Origin of the sequence: Pelagibius sp. (assembly GCF_028281305.1) — a bacterium.
Lineage (GTDB): Bacteria > Pseudomonadota > Alphaproteobacteria > Kiloniellales > Kiloniellaceae > Pelagibius.
This window is the reverse complement of record NZ_JANQKD010000023.1, coordinates 112,898-133,977: the sequence shown is the minus strand read 5'-3', so window position 1 is coordinate 133,977 and position 21,080 is coordinate 112,898. Positions and strand designations below refer to the sequence as shown.

At 65.5% G+C, this 21,080-nt stretch carries 16 protein-coding genes; 10 read left to right on the top strand and 6 right to left on the bottom strand.

All coding sequences use genetic code 11. The annotated features are described in order from the left end of the window. The first annotated feature begins 10 nt into the window (after positions 1 to 10). The 6 genes from plsY to rpmG all read left to right on the top strand — a co-directional run bounded on the left by plsY (position 11) and on the right by rpmG (position 9,215). Complete coding sequence (gene plsY / locus Q0982_RS06500; protein WP_299393143.1) at positions 11 to 631, top strand: glycerol-3-phosphate 1-O-acyltransferase PlsY; 621 nt, start codon at positions 11 to 13, stop codon at positions 629 to 631. A 72-nt stretch (positions 632 to 703) separates the two neighbouring features. Next, positions 704 to 1,909 (top strand): DNA-processing protein DprA, encoded by a 1,206-nt coding sequence (gene dprA / locus Q0982_RS06495; RefSeq protein ID WP_299393141.1) that lies wholly within the window; start codon positions 704 to 706, stop codon positions 1,907 to 1,909. A gap of 138 nt (positions 1,910 to 2,047) precedes the next feature. Next, on the top strand, positions 2,048 to 4,747 hold the full coding sequence (gene topA / locus Q0982_RS06490) for a type I DNA topoisomerase (RefSeq protein ID WP_299393138.1): 2,700 nt from the start codon (positions 2,048 to 2,050) through the stop codon (positions 4,745 to 4,747). Positions 4,748 to 4,753: 6 nt separating this feature from the next. Next, a complete protein-coding gene (gene rnr, locus Q0982_RS06485; protein WP_299393135.1) occupies positions 4,754 to 7,144 on the top strand; it encodes a ribonuclease R in 2,391 nt (796 codons plus the stop codon). Between the two features lie 165 nt (positions 7,145 to 7,309). Continuing rightward, positions 7,310 to 8,926 carry a S41 family peptidase gene (locus tag Q0982_RS06480; protein ID WP_299393133.1) on the top strand — a complete coding sequence of 539 codons (1,617 nt, stop codon included), beginning with the start codon at positions 7,310 to 7,312 and terminating at the stop codon, positions 8,924 to 8,926. Positions 8,927 to 9,047: 121 nt separating this feature from the next. Then, on the top strand, positions 9,048 to 9,215 hold the full coding sequence (rpmG, locus tag Q0982_RS06475; RefSeq protein WP_299393130.1) for a 50S ribosomal protein L33: 168 nt from the start codon (positions 9,048 to 9,050) through the stop codon (positions 9,213 to 9,215). A gap of 109 nt (positions 9,216 to 9,324) precedes the next feature. Here rpmG and Q0982_RS06470 read toward each other — a convergent pair whose 3' ends face one another. Continuing rightward, entirely contained in the window at positions 9,325 to 10,749 is a 1,425-nt protein-coding gene (locus Q0982_RS06470) for a PleD family two-component system response regulator (protein WP_299393128.1), read from the bottom strand. A 24-nt stretch (positions 10,750 to 10,773) separates the two neighbouring features. Next, positions 10,774 to 11,139, bottom strand: a complete 366-nt coding sequence (locus tag Q0982_RS06465; protein WP_299393115.1) for a response regulator — start codon at positions 11,137 to 11,139, stop codon at positions 10,774 to 10,776. Positions 11,140 to 11,402: 263 nt separating this feature from the next. On the opposite strand from Q0982_RS06465, the gene Q0982_RS06460 reads away from it, so the two are divergent. After that, on the top strand, positions 11,403 to 12,332 hold the full coding sequence (locus tag Q0982_RS06460; RefSeq protein WP_299393113.1) for an ROK family protein: 930 nt from the start codon (positions 11,403 to 11,405) through the stop codon (positions 12,330 to 12,332). Between the two features lie 4 nt (positions 12,333 to 12,336). Then, positions 12,337 to 13,653 carry a DNA polymerase IV gene (locus Q0982_RS06455; RefSeq protein WP_299393111.1) on the top strand — a complete coding sequence of 439 codons (1,317 nt, stop codon included), beginning with the start codon at positions 12,337 to 12,339 and terminating at the stop codon, positions 13,651 to 13,653. 25 nt (positions 13,654 to 13,678) lie between these two features. Here the strand turns inward: Q0982_RS06455 and Q0982_RS06450 are convergent, their stop codons facing one another. Then, positions 13,679 to 14,494 (bottom strand): DUF1849 family protein, encoded by an 816-nt coding sequence (locus Q0982_RS06450; protein ID WP_299393108.1) that lies wholly within the window; start codon positions 14,492 to 14,494, stop codon positions 13,679 to 13,681. A 281-nt stretch (positions 14,495 to 14,775) separates the two neighbouring features. Between Q0982_RS06450 and Q0982_RS06445 the strand changes: the two genes are divergently transcribed. After that, complete coding sequence (locus Q0982_RS06445; RefSeq protein WP_299393106.1) at positions 14,776 to 15,492, top strand: GGDEF domain-containing protein; 717 nt, start codon at positions 14,776 to 14,778, stop codon at positions 15,490 to 15,492. Between the two features lie 90 nt (positions 15,493 to 15,582). Next, the gene (locus Q0982_RS06440) at positions 15,583 to 16,116 is read left to right on the top strand and encodes a DUF6505 family protein (protein ID WP_299393103.1); all 534 of its coding nucleotides are present in this window, start codon (positions 15,583 to 15,585) and stop codon (positions 16,114 to 16,116) included. Positions 16,117 to 16,170: 54 nt separating this feature from the next. On the opposite strand, the gene Q0982_RS06435 is transcribed toward Q0982_RS06440, so the two are convergent. The 3 genes from Q0982_RS06435 to aguA form a co-directional block, all read right to left on the bottom strand. Next, positions 16,171 to 18,276, bottom strand: coding sequence for a methyl-accepting chemotaxis protein (locus tag Q0982_RS06435; protein WP_299393101.1), 2,106 nt, complete (start codon positions 18,274 to 18,276; stop codon positions 16,171 to 16,173). A gap of 245 nt (positions 18,277 to 18,521) precedes the next feature. Further along, positions 18,522 to 19,688: an ABC transporter substrate-binding protein gene (locus Q0982_RS06430; protein WP_299393098.1), complete on the bottom strand. Its 1,167-nt coding sequence runs from the start codon at positions 19,686 to 19,688 to the stop codon at positions 18,522 to 18,524. Positions 19,689 to 20,040: 352 nt separating this feature from the next. Continuing rightward, positions 20,041 to 21,063 (bottom strand): agmatine deiminase, encoded by a 1,023-nt coding sequence (gene aguA, locus Q0982_RS06425; RefSeq protein WP_299393095.1) that lies wholly within the window; start codon positions 21,061 to 21,063, stop codon positions 20,041 to 20,043. Positions 21,064 to 21,080: the final 17 nt, after the last annotated feature.

Sequence of the window (21,080 nt, the reverse complement as noted above, 5' to 3'; positions counted from 1 at the left end):
GCCAGGCGCGATGCCCGACCCGATCTCCTGGGAGTTTGCCTGGCCTTACCTGGCCACCGCCCTCGCTGGCGGCTACCTGCTGGGCTCCCTGCCCTTCGGTTTGATCCTCACGCGCCTCGCCGGGCTCGGTGACGTCAGGCAGATCGGCTCCGGCAACATCGGCGCCACCAACGTCCTGCGCACAGGCCGCAAGGGTCTGGCCGCCGCCACCTTGCTGCTGGATGCCGGCAAGGGCATCGCCGCGGTTCTGATTGCCCAGATCTGGGGACCGGACATGGCTTTGGTCGCCGCCCTCGGGGCTGTGGTCGGACATCTCTTTCCGGTCTGGCTCGGCTTCAAAGGCGGCAAGGGCGTCGCCACGGCGCTCGGCGTCTTCCTGGCCCTCTCCTTTCCCGTCGGTGCCGCCTGCTGCGGCGTTTGGCTGCTCGTGGCTCTGGTCTTCCGGATGTCTTCGCTCGCATCCCTGTGCTCGGTTGCCGCGGCGCCGCTGCTCTCCTGGTTCCTGCTGGCCGACCTGCAGATGGTGGAGTTGACGGCTGCCGTTGCCGCGCTTGTCTGGTGGCGCCACCACCCCAACATCCGCCGCCTGCTGAAGGGCGAAGAGCCGAAAATCGGCCAGAAGACCGGCTGACTCGGGCCGCGCCTAGCCATCGACGCCCGTCCAGGCTTGACCTTTGCGCCCCGGCATGACGATCTAAACGGGATGCAGCCGAACACCATTAAACCTCTGGACGATGAAGCGCGCCTTGCCTGGCTGCGCCTGATCCGCTCGGAGAATGTCGGCCCGGTGGTGTTCCGCCAGCTTCTCGACCGCTTCGGATCCCCCGCGGCGGCCCTCTCCGCCCTCCCCGAGGTCGCGGCGCGCGCCGGCGGAAAACGCCGAATCAGGATCTGCTCCCAGGCTGACGCCGAGGCCGAGATGGCTGCGACCCGGCGAGCCGGTGCCAGGCTGCTGGCCTGGTGCGAACCCGCCTACCCTGCCCCGCTGCGGGAACTGGAGGACGCACCGCCCCTGCTGATCGTCCTTGGCGATCCAGCGGCCCTGTCCGCCCCGGCGGTCGGGATCGTGGGCGCGCGCAATGCCTCGGCCAACGGCCGGCGCTTCGCACAGGGTCTGGCGGCGGAGATTGCGGAAGCGGGGTACGCCGTCGTCTCCGGCATGGCCCGGGGGATCGACACCGCCGCCCACCTCGGCGCGCTGCCGAGACCCAGCGTCGCGGTGCTGGCCGGCGGCGTCGATGTCGTCTACCCGCCGGAGAACGACCGTCTGCATCGCGATCTGCAGGACCGCGGCGCGGTGATCTCCGAGATGCCGCTGGGCACCAAACCGCAGGCCCGGCACTTTCCGCGCCGCAACCGCCTGATCTCCGGCCTCTCCTGCGGCCTCGTCATCGTCGAGGCGGCCAAGCGCTCCGGTTCCCTGATCACCGCGCGTTTTGCCGCCGAACAGGGGCGCGACGTTTTCGCCGTGCCCGGGTCTCCTCTGGACCCGCGCGCCGCCGGCTGCAACCATCTGATCCGGGAGGGCGCCACTCTGGTGGAGTCCGCCGCACAGATTCTGGACGATCTGCGCGCGCCCTTGCCCGCACCGCCAGGGTCATCAGCGCCAGGGTCGTCAGCGCCAGGGTCGTCACCGACAGGCCTGCAGCAGGTCTTCGCACCCCAGGCTCCGCCGCCCCCTACACCGCCGATCGCCGAGAGGGCCGAGGCTGGCCCGAACGAGCGACGGGACCTGGAAGAATTGCTCGGTCCTGAGCCAATTATGGTCGATGAACTGGTGCGGCTTTCCGGCCTGCCCATCGGCGTTGTCCACAGCGCTTTGCTCGACCTTGAACTGGCCGGACGCATCGAACGACACCCGGGTAACCGCGTTGCGCGGCTTTACAAAGCCCCTGCGGACCTATTATGAGGTCGGTCCCATTGACCGGACATTGACCGGGCATTGACCGGGGCCCCGCTGCGACACATTTGTGGCAGGGGCCGCGGAAAGCCCGGAAAGGCGCCGCTTTAGCGAGATCGTAAGGAACAGAGCGAATCATCACAGCGCATGAACGTCGTCGTCGTTGAATCGCCCGCCAAGGCGAAAACCATCAATAAGTACCTGGGCAAGGACTTTCAGGTTCTGGCCAGCTATGGCCATGTCCGCGACCTGCCGGCAAAAGACGGCTCGGTGCGGCCCGACGAAGACTTCTCCATGAGCTGGCAGGTCGACGAGCGAGGCGAAAAGCGCCTGAAAGAAATCGCCGATGCGGTGAAGCGGAGCAAACACCTCTATCTCGCGACCGACCCGGACCGCGAGGGCGAGGCGATTTCCTGGCATATCGTCGAAGAGCTGAAGCGGCGCGACGTGCTCGACGGAGTCGATGTCGAGCGCGTTGTCTTCAACGAGATCACAAAAAAGGCAATCGCCGAGGCCTTCGACCATCCGCGCAGCCTGAACCGCGAACTGATCGACGCCTACATGGCGCGGCGGGCGCTGGACTATCTCGTCGGCTTCACGCTTTCGCCGGTGCTGTGGCGCAAGCTTCCCGGCAGCCGCTCGGCCGGACGCGTGCAGTCCGTGGCCCTGCGTCTGATCTGTGAGCGTGAGGCTGAGATCGAAGTCTTCCGCCCCCAGGAATACTGGTCCATCGAGGTTTCGCTGCTGAACAGCGCGGGCGCCGGCTTCACCGCCAGGCTCACCCATCTGGACGGGACCAAGCTCGACAAGTTCGACCTCGGCAATGAGGCCGCGGCCAAGGCGGCGACGGCGAAGCTCGAAGCGGCAACGCAGATTGCCGTTTCCCAGGTCGAGCGCAAGCAGACGAAGCGCAACCCCTATCCGCCGTTCACCACCTCCACCCTCCAGCAGGAGGCGTCGCGCAAACTGGGCTTCGGCGCCACGCGCACCATGCGTGTCGCCCAGAAGCTCTATGAGGGCCTTGACCTGGGCGGCGAAACGGTCGGCCTCATCACCTACATGCGCACCGACGGCGTGCAGATGGCCGAGGAGGCCCTGTCGTCCACGCGCTCCTTGATCTCCACCGACTATGGCGACCCCTACCTGCCGGAGGGCCCACGCCAGTACAAGTCGAAGGCCAAGAACGCCCAGGAAGCGCATGAGGCCATCCGTCCGACGGACCTCTTCCGCCGGCCGAAGGACATCGCCGCCTTTCTCGATGACGACGGCCGCAAGCTCTACGATCTCATCTGGCGCCGCACGGTGGCCAGCCAGATGGCCTCGGCCGAGCTCGACCAGGTCGCCGTCGACATCAAGGCCGACGGCGGCGTGGCCCAGCTCCGGGCGACCGGTTCCATCGTCACCTTCGACGGCTTCCTGACGCTCTATCAGGAAAGCAGGGACGACCGCGACAACGAGGCGAACGGCGACACCGATAAGCCGGGCGACCGCCGCCTGCCGAAGCTGAGCGAAGGCGAGGCCCTGACCCGTCAGGAGATCCGCCCCGAGCAGCACTTCACCCAGCCGCCTCCTCGATACACCGAGGCCAGCCTGGTGAAAAAGATGGAGGAGCTGGGCATCGGGCGCCCCTCGACCTATGCCTCCATCCTTCAGGTGCTGCAGGACCGCAACTACGTCCAGCTCGACCGGCGCCGCTTCGTGCCGGAAGACCGCGGCCGCCTGGTCGTTGCCTTCCTCGCCAGCTTCTTCGAACGCTACGTGCAGTACAACTTCACCGCCGAGATGGAGGAAAAGCTCGACGACATCTCCGGCGGGCGCATCGACTGGCGCTTGGTCCTGCGGGACTTCTGGTCGGCGTTCAGCACGTCGGTCGAGGGAGCAAGCGGGCTGTCCATCACGCAGGTCATCGATGCGCTGGACGAAGACCTGGGGCCGCACTTCTTTCCGCACGACCCGAAGAATCCGGACAGGAACCCGCGCGCCTGCCCCTCCTGCGGCGACGGGCGGCTGGGTCTGCGCTTCAGCCGCACAGGCGGCTTCGTCGGCTGCTCGAACTATCCGGACTGCCGTTACACACGCGCCCTCGCCGTCCCCGGCGAGGGAGACGACACCGACGGCATCGACCTGACCAATCCCAAGCCACTTGGCGAGGACCCGGGAACCGGCAAGACGATCACCCTGCGCAAGGGGCCCTTTGGCATCTATCTCCAGGCCGGCGAGCCGGAGGGCGATACCAAGCCCAAGCGGGCGTCGCTGCCCAAGGGGCTCTCCCCGGCAGAGGTCGATCTCGCCAAGGCTCTGGCCCTGCTTGCGCTGCCGCGCGAGGTGGGCAACCACCCCGAAGACGGCAAGACAATCAGTGCCGGCATCGGGCGCTACGGCCCCTATGTGAAGCACGGGTCGACCTACCGCTCGCTCACCGAAGGCGACGATGTGCTGACCATCGGGCTCAATCGCGCCGTCGCTCTGATCGCCGAAGCGCCGAAGCGCGGTGCGGCGGCGGGCCGCCCGCTGGGCGACCACCCGGATGACGGCAAGCCGGTGACCCAGGGCAAGGGCCGTTTCGGGCCTTACGTAAAACACCTGCGTCTCTACGCTTCGATCCCCGGCGATATCGACCCGGAGACGATCACCCTGGAACAGGCCCTGCCGCTGCTGGCCGCCCAGGCCGAAAAGAAAGCCGCCAAGAAACCGGCTGCGAAAAAGAAGGCCGCCGCCAAGAAGAAACCGGCAGCGAAAAAGAGCGCAAAGAAAAAGACCGCAAAGAAAGCGGCAACCAAAAAGACGACAGCCAAAAAGGCACCGGCGAAGAAGGCGAAAGCCGTCCCCTCGACGGTCGCCGACTGACCCAAGGTGGCGCGCAAGAAGGAACCGGCTGCCAAGGCCCGCTCCGCACCCTTCCCCACCAAGGAACAGGTCCTCACCTTCATCAAGGAAAGCGCCGAGCCGGTGGGCAAGCGCGAGATCGCCCGTGCCTTTCGCATCAAGGGCAACGATCGCATCCGGCTGAAGGCTCTCCTTAAGGATTTGCAGGCCGATGGCCTGCTCGAGCGCCAGACCGGCCGGCGCCATGCGACGCCGGGGCATCTCCCTTCGGTTATGGTGATCGAAGTGAGCGAGCTCGACGAAGACGGCGAGTTGCGCGCGCGGCCTGCGGTCTGGGAAGACGAGGCACCGCCGCCGACCATCTATCTGGCGCCGCCCCGCGGCAGCCGGTCGACCCTGGCGGTCGGCGAAAGGGTGCTGGCCCGGCTCAAGAAGACCAGCGATCAGAGCTACGAAGCGGAAGTCATCCGCAAGCTGGACCGGCCGCAACGCCGGGTTCTCGGCCTATACGAGCGGAGCGACGAAGGCGGGCGCCTGCGCCCCACCGACCGGCGTGCCAAGCGCGATTTCATCCTTTCTTCCGAGAATGCCGGCGAAGCCCAGCCGGGCGAACTCGTGCTGGCGGAGATCCTGCCGGAGCGCCGCCGGGGTCCACGCCTCGGCCTCCGTTCCGTCCGCGTTGTTCAGCGCCTCGGGCGCGGCGATGACCCCAAGGCGCTCAGTCTCATCACCTTGCACGAGCACGGCCTGATCAACGAATTCCCCGAGGACGCCGTCGCCGAAGCGGAGGCCGCCGGCCCCGCGACGCTTGCAAAGCGGGAGGACCTGCGCGCGATACCCTTGGTGACGATTGACGGCGCGGACGCCAGGGACTTCGACGATGCCGTCTTCGCCGAGCCGGATGACGATCCGAAAAACGCCGGCGGCTGGCACCTGCTGGTCGCCATCGCCGATGTTGCCCACTACGTCCGCCCGGGCAGCCCGCTGGACCGCTCGGCCTACGGCCGCGGCAACTCGGTCTACTTTCCCGACCGCGTCCTGCCGATGCTGCCCCCTGCACTGTCTAACGGCTGGTGCTCGCTGAACCCGAAGGAGGACCGGCCCTGCATGGCGGTCCACCTCTGGATTGATGCCGAGGGGCGCCTGCTGCGTCAGCGCTTCGTGCGCGGACTCATGCGCTCGGCAGCACGGCTGACTTACGAGCAGGTGCAGGCCGCCCACGAGGGCAGCCCTGCGCCGGGGGGTGATGGCAGGAACGAGGCGGTGATGGCTCAGGTGCTGCCGCCGCTCTACGGAGCTTTTCACGCTCTCATCAAGGCGCGGGAGAAACGCGGCACGCTCGAACTGGACCTGCCGGAGCGCAAGGTCCGCCTTGCAGAAGACGGGAGGGTGATCGCCATCGAGGCGCGTGAGCGCCTGGACAGCCACCGTCTGATCGAGGAGTTCATGATTGCCGCCAACGTGGCCGCGGCCCGCGAGCTGGAGCGGCTCGGTCAGCTCTGCATGTACCGGGTGCACGACAAGCCGGACCCGGTGCGCCTCAAGGCCCTGGCAGAGGTGCTGCGCGGTCTTGGACTGCGCTTGAACGCCAGCCAGGTGGTCCGTCCGCGCATGCTCACACAGCTCTTGGTCAAGGTCGCGGGCCAGGCGGAGGCCGGCCTCGTGAACGATCTCATTCTCCGCGCGCAGAGCCAGGCGATCTACAGCCAGGAGAACATCGGCCACTTCGGGCTCGCCCTCACCCACTACGCCCACTTCACCTCGCCCATCCGGCGCTATGCGGATCTTCTGGTGCACAGGGCTCTCATTGCCGCCCTGGGGCTCGGCAAAGACGGCCTGCCGCCGGATGCGGAGGGTCGCTTTGACGAGGCCGCCTCCCACATCAGCGCCACCGAACGCCAGGCCGCTGCCGCAGAGCGCGACGCGGTCGACCGCTTTACCGCGGCCTTCCTGCAGGACCGGGTCGGGGCGGACTTCAGCGGGCGGATCAACGGCGTCACACGCTTCGGGCTGTTTATCACCCTCGACGACAGTGGGGCCGACGGCCTCATCCCCATCAGCACCCTGCCAGACGATTTCTATCGTCATGTCGAAGCGCGTCACAGCCTGGAGGGCGAACGCTGGGGCCGGGTCTACCGGCTCGGCGACCGGGTGCGCGTGCGCCTGCTGGAGTCGAATCCCGTTACCGGCGGCCTCATTCTCGCCCTGCTCGAGTCGGGCGATGGCTCAACTGAAGGTAGCAGATCGGCGCAAAATACCCGTGAGAAGTGGGATCCCTTGAGCACCAGCCGGACCCCGCCGGCCAAGGCCCGAAAATTGCCACAAAAGCCGGGCAGAAAGAAAAAACGGGCCAAAGCCGGGCGCAAACCGGCGCCGGGTACAAAGGACCGGGCACGCAGAGATCGAAAGGACCGATAGAGAATTATTACCTTGGCGTTAACGAATCTTTGACGCTAGAGGGTGCTTACTAACAGACGCGAAGTGTTGAATCTCCCTGGGCTAGCGAATTTGCGCTTTGCGTGGAGTTAACGACTTCGCTTATGTTTGGTTCAAGGGGCGCGACGGGGGTTGCTAAGGGTGGCAATGAGGTCTGGGTCGTTCAAGACCATCGAGTTGAAGATGTTTGAGTTCCGCGGGCTGCTGCGGCGCGCGGGTCCCCTGTGCCTCGCCTTCCTCATGGTCGCCTGCGCATCGCAGGACTCCGCGCCGCCCGCCGGCTACGACGAAGCGCGGGCGGGGCATCTGTTCAGCACCGGCTATGGCTACGTTTCCGACATCTTTATCGAGGAGGTGTCGGTCTCCCAGCTTGCGATCGCGGGTATGGGCAGCCTGGCCAGTATCGATCCGGCCATCGGCGTGGCCAGAGACGGCGATCTGGTGCGGGTCAGCATCGATGGCACCTCGATGGCCAGCTATCCGGCCCCGAACTCCGATGATGCCAAAGCCTGGGGTGCGCTGACAGCGGCCGCTATCAGCGCCAGCCGTTATCACTCGGTTGATCTGGACAGCGCCAACCCGGAGCAGCTCTACGAGGCTGTCTTTGACGGCGTCCTCAGCCAGCTCGACAGCTTTTCCCGCTATGCCGGACGCGAAGCTGCACGGGAGAACCGGGCCAGTCGCGATGGCTTCGGCGGGATCGGCATTAGAATTCGCCTGATCGAGGAGGGTGTGCTGATCCTCTCGGTCATGGAGGATACGCCGGCCGAGGACGCCGGCCTCGCAAGCGACGACGTGATCACCGCAATCGACGGCGCACCTGTCGAAGGGCTTTCCCAGCGCCAGGTGGTCCGCCGCCTGCGCGGACCGGTCCGCTCCGAGGTCAACCTGACGATCGATCGCGATGCCAGCGAAACGGCACTTCAGGTGAAAGTGAAGCGCGCCCACATCGTGCCGCAGACCGTGTCCTACCGCCGGGAAGGCAATCTGGCCTATATCCGCCTGTCCAGCTTCAACAAGCGCACCACGGACACCCTGAAGCAGAAGGTCAAGCAGATCGAGAACGAGTTCGGCGACGACCTGAAAGGTCTCATTCTCGATCTTCGCGGCAATCCCGGCGGCTTTCTCGATCAGGCCGTTGAGGTCTCCGATCTCTTCGTCAGCGACAGCCGGATCGTCGCGACCCATGGCCGCCACCCCGACAGCCATCAGTACTTCAGCGCCGGCCGTGGCGACCTCATCGCACGTGTGCCCATGGTGGTGCTGGTCGACGGGGGCTCCGCGTCGGCTGCCGAGATTGTCGCCGCCGCTCTTCAGGACTCGGGCCGCGCCGTGGTGGTCGGCAGCACCTCCTTCGGCAAAGGCACGGTGCAGCGGATCGAGCAGTTGCCCAACCAGGGCGAGTTGACCTTGACCTGGGCGCGCTTCCACGCACCTTCGGGCTACGCCCTGCACCGCCGCGGTGTCATGCCTGACATCTGCACCTCCGGCGAGGTCTCCGATCTCGACGATGTGGTGACGCTGATCGACAGCGGCGCTTTGCCCCTGGATCGGGGTCTGCGGCTGCAGCAGATCGACCTCAACGATGATCAGGCGGTCGAAGACCTGCGGGCCAACTGCCCCTCGCGGGAAGAGCAGACCGAGCTCGATCTCGAAGTGGCAACCCAGCTCCTCGAGGACCCGACCCTCTTTGCCCGGGTCGTCGAAGGCGCTCCGGATACGGCGCAGCGCAGCGGTGGTCTCGTCAAGGCCTCCGGAGGTTGATAGGAAGAAAGTCTTCGACCGATCCGGCCCGGGATCGGCTTGACAGTCTGCCCAAGACCGCTATTTTCCCTCGCACTCCCCGGCACATCAGGTGCCGAGTACAGGTTAAAGGACAGCGGACATGGCCAAGCCAGCCACGCAATTGATCAAGATGGTGAGCACCGCGGACACCGGCTACTTCTACGTGGCCAGGAAGAACCCGCGCACCATGACCGAGAAGCTGGAACTCCGGAAGTACGATCCCGTTGCGCGCGAGCACGTGCTCTTCAAGGAATCCAAGATGAAGTGATGCCCAGGCCGCGGTTGGCGGCTATGGATCATCCATCGCTGAACGGCCGCCCTGACGCGGCCGTTTTGCATTTCGCGGATTGCCCTGAGGATATAGCCCGCGGGTCGGCCTAGTCGGCGCCTGCAGCAGTGGCGGAGGACGAACGCTGGGCACGGCGCTCCAGCTCCGCCGAACGGACGCAGTTCCGCCCGCCGGCCTTCGCCGCATAAAGCGCCTCGTCGGCGCGGGAAATCAGTGTCTCCGGTGTCTCGGTGGGATCGCGGGTCGTCGCCACCCCGACCGAGACAGTCACCTCCAGCGGTGCCTCGCTGCCGGAAACCTCGAAGGTCTGGCCGGCGACCAGACTCCGGACCCGTTCGGCCACGTTCACGGCGACGTCGATGTCGGCATCGGGCATGACGATCACGAACTCCTCGCCGCCATAGCGGCAAACGAGATCGATGTCGCGGACGCCGTCGGAGACCCGCTCGGCGAGCTCGCGCAGAACCTCGTCCCCTGAGGTGTGCCCGTAGGTGTCGTTGACGCTCTTGAAGTGATCGAGGTCGAACATCAGGAGGGAGACGGGCTTCACGGTCTCCGCGATCTCGATGATCTTGCGGTCGAGGTGGGCGTTCATGTAGCGGCGGTTGTAGACGCCGGTCAGCGTGTCGGTATAGGCCAGCGCAACCGAGCTGCGCAGCATGTCGCTCAGCTTGTCGTGATAGCGGCGCCGGCGGATCTGGGTGCGCGTGCGCGCCCGCAGTTCGTTGCGGTCGATTGGCTTGATCACATAGTCGGTGACGCCGATCTCCAGCCCCTTGGGCAGACGGGGCAGGTCCTCTTCATCCAGCAGCAGCAGGATGGGAACGTGCCGCGTGTCCTCCTGGGAGCGGAACTGCGAGCATAGGCGCAGGCCGTCCTCCTGGCCCAGATGCAGGCTGACGATCAGCAGATCGTAGCCCGTGCCCTGCGTGGCGTTGAGGGCTTCCGATGCGGTGCGCACGTGGTCGGTCCGGTGCCCGTCCTCACCCAGATAGTCGGCGACCTTGGCGGCCAGGGTATCGCTCGCATCGGCCAGCAGCACCCGGGCATCCGCGATCCGGCCTTCGACCTCGATGTCGTTCTCCGAGAGCACGTTGCCGTTGCCGCTGGCTGCCTGGCGCACGCGCAGCTCGTCGGTCATCAGCTTCAGGCGTGCCAGAGACCGCACACGAGCAAAGAGCGCGATGTCGTTGACCGGCTTGGTGAGAAAGTCGTCGGCGCCGGCTTCCAGGCCGCGCACACGGTCGGAAACGTCGCTCAGCGCAGTCACCATAACCAGCGGAATGTGGCTGGTCGCAGGATCCGCCTTCAGCGTCTCGCAAAGCTCGAAACCGTCCATCCCCGGCATCATGACGTCGCTGAGGATGAGATCGGGCGCTTCGCTGCGCGCCATCTCGATGGCTTGGGGTCCGTCGGAAGCGGTCAGGACGTCGAAGTACTCAGCCGAAAGCTTGACTTCGAGCAGCTTCACATTGGCCGGTATGTCATCAACTACCAGGATTCGCGCGGTCATCGTGTCGGCCGTGCTCTGTCGAAGCTAGTTCAGGAAACGCTCGACAGTCTCCAGGAAGTTCGTGACGGAGATCGGCTTGGCGATATAGGCCTCACAGCCGCCCTCCCGGATTTTCTCTTCGTCGCCCTTCATGGCAAAGGCGGTCACGGCGACAACCGGAATGGCCTTCAGATTGTCGTCTTCCTTGATCCACTTCGTCACTTCCAGACCCGACACCTCGGGAAGCTGAATGTCCATCAGGATCAGATCGGGCCGGTGCTCGCGCGCCAGGCGCAGCGCTTCCATGCCGTCCTTGGTTTGCAGGATATTGTAGCCATGCGCCTCGAGGAGGTCATGGAAGAGCTTCATGTTCAGCTCGTTGTCTTCCACAATCAGCACAGTCTTAGCCATGCTCTCGCTCGCAACGCTGTTTGTTCCATTCATCATGCTGTTTGCCCTGCCCCGTGGCATTCCTGGATGAAAGGTACCGTCCTCGGGGAAGACCGCACCGACAAGATCGTCTCAAAGTCCGGTGAGAATACCGCAGTTCCCCTGCCGCGCCCCGACACCAGCTTCACCACAGTGATAGAACGATAAAGTTAATTTTTGGTAAGTTTTGCTTACACTAAGGTCTGGTGCCACATTCACCAAGAGGCAAAATAGGTAGGAAATTCATGCAGATCGGCGTTGATCTCGGCGGCACGAAAATTGAAGCCGTTGCCATCGACCGCAAGGGGGCCACTTTGATCCGCCGCCGCGTACCCACCCCGCGTGAGGATTACGCAGCGACCATTGCGGCGATCTCCGCGCTGATCGAGGAGATTGAGCGCGAGCTTGGAATGCGCGGGAGCGTCGGTATCGGCATTCCCGGCGCCTTTTCTGCATCCAATGGTTTAATCAAGAATTGCAACTCAACTTGGCTGCTCAGAAAACCGCTCGACAAGGATCTTGCCCTGCGCCTGGGACGGCCTTTGCGCATCACAAACGACGCCAACTGCCTGACCGTGTCGGAGGCCACCAACGGCGCGGCGGCGGGCGCTGAGATCGTGTTCGGTGTGATCCTCGGAACCGGCGTGGGCGGAGGCGTCGCCATCAACGGACGCCCCCATGTCGGCAAGAACTCTATCGCCGGCGAGTGGGGCCACATGTCCCTGCCCTGGCCGCGGCCCGACGAGTTGCCGGGTCCGCCGTGCTACTGCGGGCTCAGCGGCTGCGTCGAGACCTTTCTCTCGGGCCCTGGGCTCGCACGCGATTTCGAGGCGGCGTCGGGACAGAAAGCGACCGCGGCGGCGATCGCGGAGCGGGCAGAAAGCGGCGAGGCGGCGGCCAATGCGGCCCTGGAGCGCTTCGAAGACCGGCTGGCACGCGCGCTTGCGCCGGTCATAAACCTGCTCGACCCGGACATCATCGTTCTGGGCGGCGGCGTCTCCAACATCGATCGGCTCTACACGAACGTCCCGGCCCTGCTGCCGCGCTACGTGTTCTCGGACGAGGTGGTCACTCCCATCGTAAAGGCCGCTCACGGCGATTCGAGCGGCGTCTTCGGCGCGGCCCATCTCTGGCCCGCTGGCGAAGCACCGCTTCCGACGCGAGAAGCAGGTTGACGCCATGCCGGCTATCTGTCGTGACTGCTTGCAGGCCTTTGGCGGGCATCAGGTCCCCGAGACGCAGGCACACGACTCCCCTGAGATCGCGCGCTGCCCCAACTGCGACAGTCCGCGGCTGATCCGGCACCCCGAGCTCGACAGGCTGTCGATTGCCCACATCGATTGCGATGCCTTCTATGCCAGCGTGGAAAAGCGCGACCGGCCGGAGCTGCGGGACAAGCCGGTGATTGTGGGCGGCGGGCGCCGCGGCGTCGTCTCGGCCGCCTGCTATGTCGCGCGGATGTACGGCGTGCACTCGGCGATGCCGATGTTCAAGGCGCTGAAGGCCTGCCCCGATGCGGTCGTCATTCGCCCGGACATGGCGAAGTACAGCACCATCGGCAAGGACATCCGCGAACGCATGCGCGCGCTCACGCCCATGGTGGAGCCGCTGTCCATAGACGAGGCCTTCCTCGATCTTGGCGGGACGGAGGCGCTTCACCATGGCTGGCCTGCGCGCAGCCTGGCACGCCTGGTCAAGAGCATAGAGGACGATCTCGGCCTGACCGCGTCTATCGGCCTTTCTTTCAACAAGTTTCTCGCCAAGATCGCCTCCGACCTGGACAAGCCCCGCGGCTTTGCCGTCATCGGCCAGCGGGAGGCACGCGCCTTTCTGGCGGACCGCCCCGTAGGCATCATCTGGGGAGTCGGCAAGTCTCTGAAAGCCGCCCTCGCCCGCGACGGGATCACGAAGGTGCGTCATCTTCTGCCTTACGAGGAGAGCGCCCTCGTCGCCCGCTACGGCAGCATCGGCACGCGCCTCTATCATTTCGCGCGCGCCGAAGACGCCCGGCGGGTCAGTCCCGAGGGCGCCACGAAGAGCATCTCCTCAGAGACGACCTTCAACACCGACATCGCTTCCGCCGAGCGGCTCGCCGCCCAGCTCTGGCCGCTCTGCGAAAAGGTGGCCAAGCGGCTGAAGCGCGCCTCCCTGGCCGGCGGCTCCGTTCACCTCAAGCTGAAGACGGCGGAGTTCAAGCTGGTGTCGCGCTCACGCCGCCTGTCGACGCCAACCCAGATGGCCGAGGAGATCTATCGAACGGCCGAGCCGCTTCTGCGCCATGAAGCCGATGGACGCGCCTTCCGCCTCATCGGCGTCGGTGCCGCCGATCTGGTTGCCGACGATGATGCCGATCTGCCGGACCTTCTCGATCCCGAACGCAACAAGCGGGTCAAGATCGAACTGGTTATGGACCAGGTCCGCAACAAACTGGGAGAGGAGTCGATCATCAAGGGCCGGGCGCTCGGCGGAAGCCTTCGGGGCGGGGACGAAGAGTAGCTGGAGGCCGGTCAGCCGCCCGTTGTCAGCAATCCGGTACCGGCAGCGGCTCGACGCTGCTGAGATCGGCGTCGAGGACGAAGTCGCCGTAGTTCAAGCGCATTTCATCGACGATACCGTTGGCGAAGAGGCGCAAGCCCTGCTCCTGTTCCGGCTCCGCGTTCGACTCATCGGCGCCGTAGAACGCGAGGGTCATGCGCCACGAGGGCACCTTGGTCAGCAGCGGGCTCGCGAGCCCGGTCCCGCTTCCTGCGGGCAGGCGGCGCGACAACGCAGCAGAGACTCCGAAGAGCCCTTCCTCCCCCGACCCGTCGAAGACCAGGCGCCAGTGGGGAACCATGGTCTCCTGCGCACGGGCCAGCACCTCAATCGTGTGCTGGGTCGGGAACAGGGTGCCGTCCGGGAGCACGAGCTCGCGCTCCTCGGGCTCGGTGAACACGGCTCGGCCGGACCCGTCCTCCTTCAAGGTGGCTTCGCCGCGCACGCGTTCATTCTCGCCGCCGGAATCGAAGCGGCGGATGAAGAAGCGGTAGCGCCCGCCATCCTTGGACTCCCACGACGACAGACTCCAGCCGAAGTCGGCGACAAAGCCATCCTCATAGATCAGATTGACACGGAAGCGCTGGACGACGGTCCAGCCATCGCAGGCATCGGCCCACTCGAAGTCGAAACGGCCCTGCGCCTGCACCACCGGGCTGGCGCTGCTCGCATCACCCAGCGTCAACGCATAGCTCGCCCGGTGAGGCACCAGATCGATGCCTGGTGCCGCGGCCGTGGCGGATGCCGGCGCGCCCCAGCCCATGGCCAGGATCGCAAGGACAGTCCACTTCGCAAAACGCATAATCAGTTCCCCTGCGGCTTGGGTCGGCCCCTCTGCTTCCTGTCACCGTTCTAAGTGCTTGCATATCTCTTAAATATCAAGCCTTTCGACCCATTTGCGCAGCGGTGGAAGCAGTTGGGCAGAGGCTCGCGGACCCGGCAGAACTTGCCGGCCAGGCGGCAAAAACGTCCCGCGGCAGAGCCGGCGGCCATACACAAACCATTGATTCTTATAATCTTCATGATGGCACCGGGCTTGCATCGACAGGCGTGGGACGGGGACCAATGTGGGTGGACAGAGGGATGATTCCAGATCTCCTGGATGGGATGAGGTTCGAGACCCTGATCGCGCAGGACAGCCTGCCGCAGCTCTGCTCGGCAGCGGACCGCTTGCGGCGCATCGCCCAGCACTCGCCGGAGGCCCTGGGCCCCGACGGCCTTACGCTGCTGGACGAACTGCTGGAGGCAGCAGCGGCGGCCGAGCAGTCCATAGCGCTTCAGCGCGCCCGCATCCGCTTCCTGGAGTCCCTCTCCGTCACAGACGAACTCACCACGCTTCTGAACCGCCGCGGCTTCGAGACCGAGCTTTCCCGGGCCCTGGCCCGCGCCCGCCGCATGGACGAAAAGGGGTTGCTCCTGCTGTGCGACCTGAATCACTTCAAGGCGGTCAACGACACCTACGGCCACCAGGCCGGCGACGCCATGCTGCGGGCGGTCGCCAAGGCGCTGAAGGGTTCGATCCGCGAAAGCGACTATGTCGCGCGGGTCGGTGGCGACGAGTTCGCGGTGATCATGACCCACACCGCGGGCGAGGAAAGCGAGTTTCTCGCGCGCAAGCTTTCGACCCTGATCAACGGGCTGACCGTCCCCTGGCAGGCGTCCCTGCTGCCCGTGTCGGCCAGCTTCGGCATGGCGACCTACGACCGGCGCAGCCAGCCGGAAACGCTCATCTTCCTTGCCGATCAGGACCTCTACCGCAACAAGCGCCCCCAGCTTGTCGCCAGCGAAGACCTGGGCTAAGAGAAGACCGGGGCTGAGACACGTCGCCTCGCGGCCTTGCGCTACGGCGCTCCTTTCGCAAAGTCGGAGCCAATGCTATAGGCTGGGCGCATGCGCCTGCCCCGTGCCATCCGCCTCGATCAGTCCGACCTCCAGGTCTTTTCAAAGGCCTGTGAGTCCGGCGAGTGGGCCATTCCCGGAACCTTTGCCTTCACCGACCTGGAGGCCGAGAGCGCCGACAACAAGCTGCGAATCGCCTTCGGATCGGCCTGGCTGGGCCTTGAGAGTTTCGGCTTCACGACTCTGGTTGAGGTGGCGGAGATCGACGAAGCCGATTTCTTCCGTCTCGTCGAACAGCTCGCCCGCCATCTGGTTGAGCACTACGGCGCGCCCAGCCTGCCCGAAGCGCTGCTGGCGGCGCGGGGGGAACTGGAAGACGCGGCAGGCCTCTGCACGCAAAAGCTCGGCAGCCTCCTGGCGATCGAGCGGGAAATGACCGAGGCCGGCATTGCCGAGCGGATCCGCATCGTCGAACCGCAGCGGGCAAAGGATCACGCCCGCATCTGGACCATCGCAGCGGAAGAAGACGCAGAGGAAGAAGGCGCAGAAGAAGAAGGCGCAGAGGACAAGAGCCCAGAGGGCTAGCGCTCGCCATCAAGGCGGCGCCGGTGGCGCGGCACCACCCGAAGGACCGTCGGCTCAGGCGCTGCGCACCTTCTCCAGGAACTGGCCGACCTGCGACTTCAGCTCACCGGCCTGCTCTGCCAGCTTGCCGGAAGCCCCCAGGATCCGCTGCGCCGACTCGCCGGTCTCGCCAATCGCCTGGTGCACGCCGGAGATGTTGCTGCCGGCCTTCTGGGCGCCGTTGGCAGCTTCCTGGACGTTGCGGGAGATCTCCTTCGTCGCCGCCGACTGTTCCTCGACGGCAGAGGCGATCGTCGTGCCGATCTTGTCGATCTCGGAGATCGTCGTCGTGATCTCCTTGATCGCGTCCACCGCGACCCGGGTGGCCGCCTGGATGTCGTTGACCTGTTCGGCGATGTCTTCAGTGGCCTTCGCGGTCTGGGTTGCCAGACCCTTCACCTCACTGGCAACAACAGCGAAGCCCTTTCCGGCCTCGCCGGCCCGCGCCGCCTCGATTGTAGCGTTCAAGGCCAGCAGATTGGTCTGCTCGGCAATATCCGTGATCAGCTTCACGACCTCGCCGATCTTCTGAGCAGCCTGCGCCAGGCCTTCCACCTGCGCATTGGTCTTCTGGCCCCGGTCGACCGCCTGGGCGGCAATCTTCGACGACTGGTTCACCTGCCGCCCGATCTCCTCGATGGAGGCCGCCAGTTCCTCGGCGGCACTGGCTACCGTCTGCACGTTCCCGGCCGCCTGTTCTGCCGCGCCGGCTGCCGCATCGGCCTGCGCTTTCGCATTGTCGGCCCGCTCAGCCATGCCTTTCGAGGAGCTTTGCATCTCGCCGGAAGCCGAGGAAACGGACTCGACAACGCCCAGCACCGAGGCTTCGAACCCGTCGGCCAGTTCCATCATCGCGGCCTGCCGCTCCATGGCCGCCGCCGCGCGCTCCTCTTCGATCTTGGCGTTGGCCTTCTCGACCTCCGCCAAGCCGTCGCGGAACACCATCAGTGTCGTGGCCATCTCGGCAATCTCGTCATTGCCCTTCACCGCAAGCTGCGCCTTCAGATTGCCGCCTGCGATCTCACGCATGGCCGACACCACCGCGGAAAGCCGCGCCACGAGGTTCCGGCCGACATAAAGCCAGGCGATTGCCAGGGCGAAGCCAAGGCTGACCACAGCAATGACTGCCAGCCAGAGCTTGCCCTGCGAGATCGCGCTTTCCGACGACGTGGTACCCTGGTTCAGTTCATCCGCCGCCTGGCCGACCAGGGCATCGACCTGCACAGCCAGTTCCTGCGTCAACTGGCGGCTGGAATTCAGCACCTCCTCCGCATGGTCCGCAGCACCGAGCTCGGCTTTGCGCAGCGTGAAGATGTTCACCTCGTCCGCTCCCAGGGCGACAAGGCTGGAGATCAGGAAGCCGAGGGTCTCGGCCTGCTCGCTTTCCGGGATCAGCCCGAGGCTTTCGCCCAAGGTCGCCACGGCTGTATCGAAGCGCTCCTTGAGGGGCTCCAGACGGCTGGCGTCATTGGTGTTGGCGGCATCGCGCAGGATGCCGTCCAGAAGGTTCGACTGCGCTTCGACCTGCAGCACGGCACGCAGGGAGGTGACGCCGCTGTCGAACAGCTCCGTTACGGCCTCGCCGCCGATCAGCGATGCATCGTCGGCCTGGATCACCAGTTCGAAATTCACGTCGTCGACCATTGGAACGGTGATCGAGAGGATGTCTGCATGGACGCTGGTGATTTCTTCGACCTTGGCTTCCCGCGCCGCGCGGGCGGCCAGCAGCTCTCCGACGGCTTCGTCCAGCAACTGCAGATTGGCCGTCGCCTCGCCTGTCATGCCTTCGATCGCCTCAAGCTGCTCGGACTGGCCGAGGCGTGCACGCAGGGCCGCGAGATTGGCGTTCATCTCGGTGCTCATCTCGGCAAGCACCGCTTTGCGTTCCGCCCGCTGCGCATCGTCCTTGGCGGCTACCAGGGCGGGCGCCTCTGCGGAGAGCGCCGCGCTGATGGACGACAGCCTCAGCGCTTCGGTCATCGCCGGCACGCTACGGCTGGTGACCTTCTCGAAGACCTCCCCGACGTTGGAGAAGGCGATCAGCGCGACGGCGCTGGCAGCGACGGTCAGAAAAGCGACGCCGCCGAAAGCGCTGAACAGTCGGGCACGGATACCGCTCATGCGTTGGTGGAGGCCTTTGCGGCCGGACTTCCCGGTCTTCCCAGACGTCTTGGTCGCAGACGTTTTGGTCGCAGACGTTTTGGTCGCAGACGTTTTGGCGGCTTGCTTTGCCACCGGGGAGGCCTCCGCCTCCTCGCTTTTTGGATTGCCCATCACACTAACCCCAATACTCCCACATAAGAGCCCGCATGGGCCTGCGGCAAGAAGGGGCGCCCGACCGGGGCGCCCCTTCACGGCACGAACGGTTAGCTGGCGCCGCTCAGGCGTTCGACCGCCTTGAAGGAGCCGTCGGACTGGATGATGGAGAGAAAGACCTCATCCATGCCCTGGTTGTCACCCGGGCCGTAGGTCAGCGTGACCCCGCCCAGATCGAAGGCACCGGTGTTGGCAACAGCCTGCAGGAAGGACTGCCGGGTGATCTCGCCGCCGGCCTTTTCCAGGGCCATGATGGCGATACGGCCGACCATGTAGCCCTCCAGCGAAACGAAGCCGGGCTCGGCGCTGGGGTCATGCGCCTTCATCGCCGCCTGGTACTGCTTGACCAGCGGAATCGAGGCATCCCAGGGGAACGGCACGACCTGGGTGATCACCACGCCCTCACCGTCTTTGCCGAGTTCCTTGGCCAGCGCCTTCGAGCCGACGAAGGAGATATTGACGAAGGTGGCCGACAGCTTGGTCTTACGGGCAAGCTTGATGAACTCGGCAATCGGCTTGTAGGCGCCGACCATGACGACCGCCTGCGGCTTGGCCTTGCGGATCGCCAGAAGCGCCGACTTCACGGCTGTGGTATTGCGCTTGTAGGTGCCTTCCGCGACCAGCGAAAGACCACGCTTCTCCAGCGCCTTGTTCACACCTGCAAGGCCGACACGGCCGAAGGAGTCGTCCTGATAGAGGATGGCGATACGGTCGTACCCCAGGTCCTCGGTCAGGTGCTTGATCCAGGCCTCGGTCTCCTGCCCGTAGGTGCCACGGACGTTGATGACGTTGTCGAGCGCCGGGTCGCGCAGGAAGCCTGCACCGGTGAACGGACCGACAAAGGGCACGCCCGCATCGGTCGCGATCGGCTGGGTCGCCTTCGACGTCGGCGTGCCGACGGCACCGATCAGGCCGAAGACCTGATCCTGGTCGATCAGGTTCTGGACGTTGCTGATGGCCCGCTCCGGCTCGTAACCGTCGTCGTAGCTCTTGAGCTCAAGTTGACGGCCGGCGATACCGCCGTTGCGGTTGGCCTCGGCGAAGGCAGCCAGAATACCTTCACGCATCCCGGTGCCGAGCGCGGCGGCAGGGCCGTCGAGGGCGGCGGACTGGCCGAAGGTGATGGTGGTGTCCGTAACACCGACCTCAGCGTTTGCCGCCATGGTTGTGGTCGCCGCCACGGCAAATGCAACGGCCGGCAGCAGCGCACGCTTCATATGACGATTTCCCATGATCCCCAGAATTCCTTCTAATCATTACGTTTACGCTCACCATTGAAGCTCCCGGATCAAAACCCAAGGGCAACTGCAAGCTTGGAAGGGCTATAGGAAATGCGGGTGAAGTATCCGTTAATACAGCAAATAGCGAGACAACTTGATCAATCTAAAGTACGCAAAGTGTTTGCTTAACGAATGGTTGCCTGGCTGCGAGGTGCCGGGGCCCGGCCAAAGGGAGCGACTGCGAAGGAATGCACGCCTAGCGATGATCCGACACCTGCCGTAAGGCCGGACCGCAGACCCGCTGCCTCGCTTGGCGCCCACGGGAACGAAACCGGCCAGTCGGCGGTCGTCAGACGAGCGGCTGCTGCTGGGTGATGCAGTGGATACCGCCACCGCCGACCAGGATGTCGCCGGCCGGCACCTGGGCCACTTTGCGGCCGGGGAAGCTCGCCGCGACGATCTCCAGGGCGACCGGATCCTGCGGGTCGCCGAAGGACGGCATCACCACGCCGCCGTTGGCGATGTAGTAGTTCACGTAGGACAGGGAGAGCCGCTGGCCGTCCAGATAGCGGGCCTCGCGTGGCAGCGGCAGTTCGATGACCTCCAGGGCCCGTCCCTTGGCGTCCTTCGCCTTGGCAAGGCGGGCCAGGTTGTCCCGCAGGATCGCGTGGTTGGGATCCGCCGGGTCGTCGCAGGTGACCGCCATGACAACACCCGGCCGCACGAAGCAGGCAATGTTGTCGACGTGCCCGTCGGTGTCGTCCTTGTCCAGCCCCTGGCCCAGCCAGACAAAGGCTTCGATGCCGAGGTAGCGGCGCAGCAGATCCTCGATGGCCGTCCGGTCGAGGTCAGGATTGCGGTTGGGGTGCAGCAGGCATTCCTCGCTGGTCAGGAGCGTCCCCTCGCCGTCGACGTGAATGGAGCCGCCCTCCAGGACCAGGGGCGCACGGTACCGTGCCACGCCGAGTTGAGCCAGAACCCGCTCGGCGACCAGGGCATCCTGGTCATAGGGGTGGAACCTGTTGCCCCAGGCATTGAAGCCCCAGTCGACACCCGCCAGGCAACCCTTGCCGTCGACCAGGAAGCTCGGCCCGAAGTCGCGCATCCAGGAGTCGTCGAGCGGCAGGGCAAGGCAGTCGACCTCAGCCCCGCAGCGCGTGCGGGCATCCTCCAGTTCCGAGGGGTTGGCAAGCATGGTGACCGGCTCGAAACCGGCGATCGCCCGGGCCACTGCGGCGTAGGCATCCCGCGCCTTGTCGAGCCCCTCTTCCCAGAGGCTGCCGCGGCAGGGCCAGGCCATCCAGCAGCGCTCGTGCGGGGCCCATTCCGCCGGCATGAAGAAGCCGCCATCGACGGGAGTCCGCTCAGCCATTGCCCCTCCCCCGGCGC